General features: G+C 33.8%; 2 protein-coding genes. Both read left to right on the top strand.

Annotated features, from left to right (window positions below):
* The first annotated feature begins 299 nt into the window (after nucleotides 1-299).
* Complete coding sequence (locus AFK68_RS08180) at nucleotides 300-1,928, top strand: CocE/NonD family hydrolase (protein WP_210407294.1); 1,629 nt, start codon at nucleotides 300-302, stop codon at nucleotides 1,926-1,928.
* Between the two features lie 694 nt (nucleotides 1,929-2,622).
* Nucleotides 2,623-4,301: caspase family protein (locus AFK68_RS08175; protein ID WP_210407293.1), on the top strand; the 1,679-nt coding region annotated here is incomplete at both ends.

Genomic DNA, 4,301 nt, shown 5'->3' with positions numbered 1-4,301 from the left:
CTTTTTCTTTCCTATCATCCTTTACTTTATTGGTAAGCATTTCCTTTGGAATGCTGCGCAAACAGCTATTAGCAATCAGCTCTCAGCTTTTTTGATGAATTAAGTAAGGATTGGTTTAACAACACTTATATTAACTGAGTAGCTTTTATTTATGCTAGAAATTATCTGAAATATATCAATAATAATTTTTGATTTCAAGACGAGACTTAGAAATTATAATCTAGCTGAAAGCTAAAAGCTGACGGCTGAATGCTTACCTTTATTGTTTTATATTCTCTGTTACTTAACAAATATTTAAAATGAAAATTTTACCCAAAGAAACTACTTCCATATTCACCAGAGACGGGATACGTTTAGATGCTGATATTTATCGCCCCGATGCAGAAGGTGAATTTCCAGTAATATTAATGCGACAACCATACAGTAGAGCGATCGCTTCAACAGTAGTCTATGCTCATCCAAAATGGTACGCTTCTCATGGTTATATTGTGATTATTCAAGATGTGCGAGGTCGAGGTACATCCGAGGGTAAATTTGAATTATTTGCCCATGAAATAGAAGATGGAATTGATACTATTAATTGGGCAGCAAATTTATCAGGTAGCACTGGGGAAATAGGAATGTATGGATTTTCTTATCAAGGCATGACTCAACTATATGCTGCTAGTGCTAAACCTCCAGCTTTAAAAACAATTTGTCCGGGAATGATTGGTTATGATTTATATACAGACTGGGCTTATGAAGGTGGAGCTTTTTGTTTACAAACAAACCTAGGTTGGGCAGTTCAGCTAGCAACAGAAACTGCTCGTTTACAAGGAGATGAAAAATCTTATCAAGAACTTTATCAAGCTTCGAGAAACCTACCTTTATCTACTACAAATCCGGCTTTACCTAAAGTAATTAATGAGTATGGAAAAGATTCTTTTTACCATCAGTGGATAGACAATTATCAATCTAATGAATATTGGCAAAACCTATCGCCAAATATGGAAAATGTAGACCTGCCAATGTTGCATATTGGTGGTTGGTTTGATACTTATTTACGAGGTACAATTCATTTATATAAAGAAATGGCTGGTCGCAGTAAATTCTTACAAAAATTAATCGTAGGTCCTTGGTCTCATATTCCTTGGGGTAGAAAAGTAGGAGCTGTAAATTATGGTTTAGGAGCTTCTAGTCCTATAGATGAGCTACAAATATTATGGTTTAATCAATTTCTCAAAGGAATAAATACAGGAATATTTGAGCAATTTCCTATTTCTTTATTTGAGATGGGAAGTAACGAATGGCGTAATTTTAATTCCTGGCCGAGTAATAATTACAAGTTCTATTATTTGGGTAGTACAGGACTTGCTAATATGAGAGAAGATTCGGGGAGTCTGACGGAAAATTGCCCCGATATTTCTGCTGATGATACATTCGTACATGACCCTTGGCGACCTGTTCCTGCATTGGGTGGTCATGCCACATTTCCGGCGGGTTCTTTTGAACGTTCAGAATTAGATTCTCGCACTGATATTTTGACTTATACTTCTGAATTTTTAACGGAAGATTTACACATAGCAGGAGATATTTTTGTAGATGTATATTGTACGGCAGATACAAGTAGTTTTGACCTTTCTGCTGTATTATCTGAAGTGACAAAAAATGGCAATGTTTACAATTTTACTCAAGGTTATATCAAGGTTGTTGATAATGATTTACCAGTGAAAATATCTTTACAACCAACTTGTATGAGAATTGAGAAAGGTAAGGCTATAAGATTGAGTTTAAGTGCTGCTTGTTTTCCTGCTTATTTAGTTAATCCAGGCATAGATAAATCACCAGGGGAAGTAAGATTAATTGACGCAAAAATTATTACAATAACTGTTAGTTCAGGGAAAAATAATCCTTCTGTAATTTCTTTGTCAAGAAATAAGGAAGAATAAATTTTTAATAATTGATAATTGATAATTGATAATTACCCCTTCTTTCGAGAAGGGGATTGGCTAAAAGGATTTTTTGATTTATCCCATATCGGGGGAGGCTTTAAACCTTAATTGTTGAATGAATAATTAATTATTAACTATCAACTCTTAATTATTAATAATTATCTCTTCTTATAAAGAAGAGGATNTTTTTGATTTATCCCATATCGGGGGAGGCTTTAAACCTTAATTGTTGAATGAATAATTAATTATTAACTATCAACTCTTAATTATTAATAATTATCTCTTCTTATAAAGAAGAGGATTGACTAAAAGGAAAATTTTTTCTTGTTTCTCCTTTATAGCCCTTTTCAGATGGATGACCTCACGTCATAATCAAAACTCTGTAGGGGCGATTTCCTACGGAATGCTCCGCAAACGCGAATCGCCCCTACTGTGGTCTACTCAAATGAAAACCGCTGTAAAGGAGAGGCTTTAAACCTTAATTATTCGGTAAAAGCTAATCAGTTATCAGTTATTAGTACCTAATTTCAGTTATCAGTTATAATTAGTCAAAACTATTAGCAAATAACCAACAATTATGAATAGAGAAGCATTAGTCGTTGGAATTAATTCCTACCCATTTCTCAAAAAAAAGAAACCAGGAGATTTAAACCTCAAAGCACCAGTAAAAGATGCTGAAGCTATTGCCGANCTCAAAAAAAAGAAACCAGGAGATTTAAACCTCAAAGCACCAGTAAAAGATGCTGAAGCTATTGCCGAAATGTTAGAAAAATACGGCAAGTTTCATGTACAACGTTTACCTAAAACTTACAACAAAGAAGGTAAAGCTCGATTTGTTCCTAATAGTCCGGTAAAAATTAATGACCTTAAAGAAAGGATTTCTAATTTATTTAATCCTCCATCAAAAAATGAAGTTCCAGATGTAGCTTTATTATTCTTTGCCGGACATGGTTATGTAACAACAGAAGGGGGTATTCGAGAAGGATTTTTAGCTACCAGTGATGCTCAACCAAAAAGGAATATTTATGGCATATCTTTAAACTGGTTAAAAGAACTATTAAAAAATAGCCCAGTTCAAACACAAATAGTTTGGTTAGACTGTTGTTTTAGCGGAGAATTTTTAAACTTTCAAGAGGCAGATCCAGGAACAGGAAAAAAAGTAAGTCGTTGTTTTATTACTGCGGCTCGTTCCTTTGAAACAAGTGTAGAACAAATAGATGGAGAACAAGGAGTTTTTACCGCAAGATTACTTAAAGGTTTAAATCCAGAAAATTCCATAGATGGTTGGGTTACTAACTATATATTGGCAGATTCTATTAAAAAGAATATGCGAGATACTGCTCAAGCTCCTGTATTTCATAATTCAGGAAATGCAATTATTTTAACAACTAATACTCCGACTCAACCCATAGACGAACGTTGGAAAAATACTCCTCCTTATCGTGCTTTATCTTATTTCACAGAACAGGAAAAAGATGCAGTATTTTTTCATGGCAGAACTAGACTAACAGACGAATTAATAGACAAAGTAAGAACCAATAATTTTGTCGCCATATTAGGAGCATCAGGAAGTGGAAAATCTTCCTTGTTAAGAGCAGGTTTATTATATCAATTGAAGCGAGGGCAGAAAATATCAGGAAGTGATAGATGGAAATATCTAAATCCTTTTACTCCAACTTCAACTCCTCTAGAAAATCTGCAACAGGCAATTAATCTAGAAATAGATATAGATATACATATAGATATAGAAGCAGAAAAAGAAAAACCAGAGAACTTAACAGAAAAATTAATCGACTTTATTCAGTCAGCAGAAACAGAAAGAGTCATCATAGTAATCGACCAATTTGAAGAATCTTTTACCCTCTGTGAAACTGACAAAAAAAGACAAGAATTCTTTAATTGTTTTCTAGAAGCTTTAGCAAATGAAACAATTCAAAACAAACTTTGCTTAATCTTAGGAATGCGGGCAGACTTTCTCGACCAATGTTCAAAATATCCAGGATTAGCCACTCAAATAAAAGAACATCAATTCTTAGTAACGCCTCTGGAAAAAGAAGAAATAGAAGAGGCAATAAAAAAGCCAGCCGAATTAGTAGGAATGGGAATAGAACCTGGATTAGTTGCTCAAATGACCGAAGACTTTTTGCGAAATCCTGGTAGTTTACCTCTCTTACAATATACTCTGGATGTATTGTGGAAAGATGCCACTCAAGGAGAAGAGAAAAGTAAATATTTAACTCTAGCAACTTATAGAAAGTTAGGTGGAATAAAAGGAACTTTAACAAAGCAAGCAAATGAAGTATTTGAAAGTCTAACTAAAGAGGAAAAATCTGTTGCCAAGAGAATATTTTTAGAATTAGTTCAACCAGG

The sequence above is a fragment of the Hydrocoleum sp. CS-953 genome (genome assembly GCF_002260545.1).
Classification (GTDB): domain Bacteria; phylum Cyanobacteriota; class Cyanobacteriia; order Cyanobacteriales; family Microcoleaceae; genus Trichodesmium.
The sequence above is the reverse complement of the archived record's forward strand: the minus strand, read 5'-3'. Positions and strand labels throughout refer to the sequence as shown.

What these genes read in the sequence shown, in the direction of transcription:
- AFK68_RS08180 (WP_210407294.1), top strand. Translation starts at nt 300, where the DNA reads ATGAAAATTTTACCCAAAGAAACTACTTCCATATTCACCAGAGACGGG.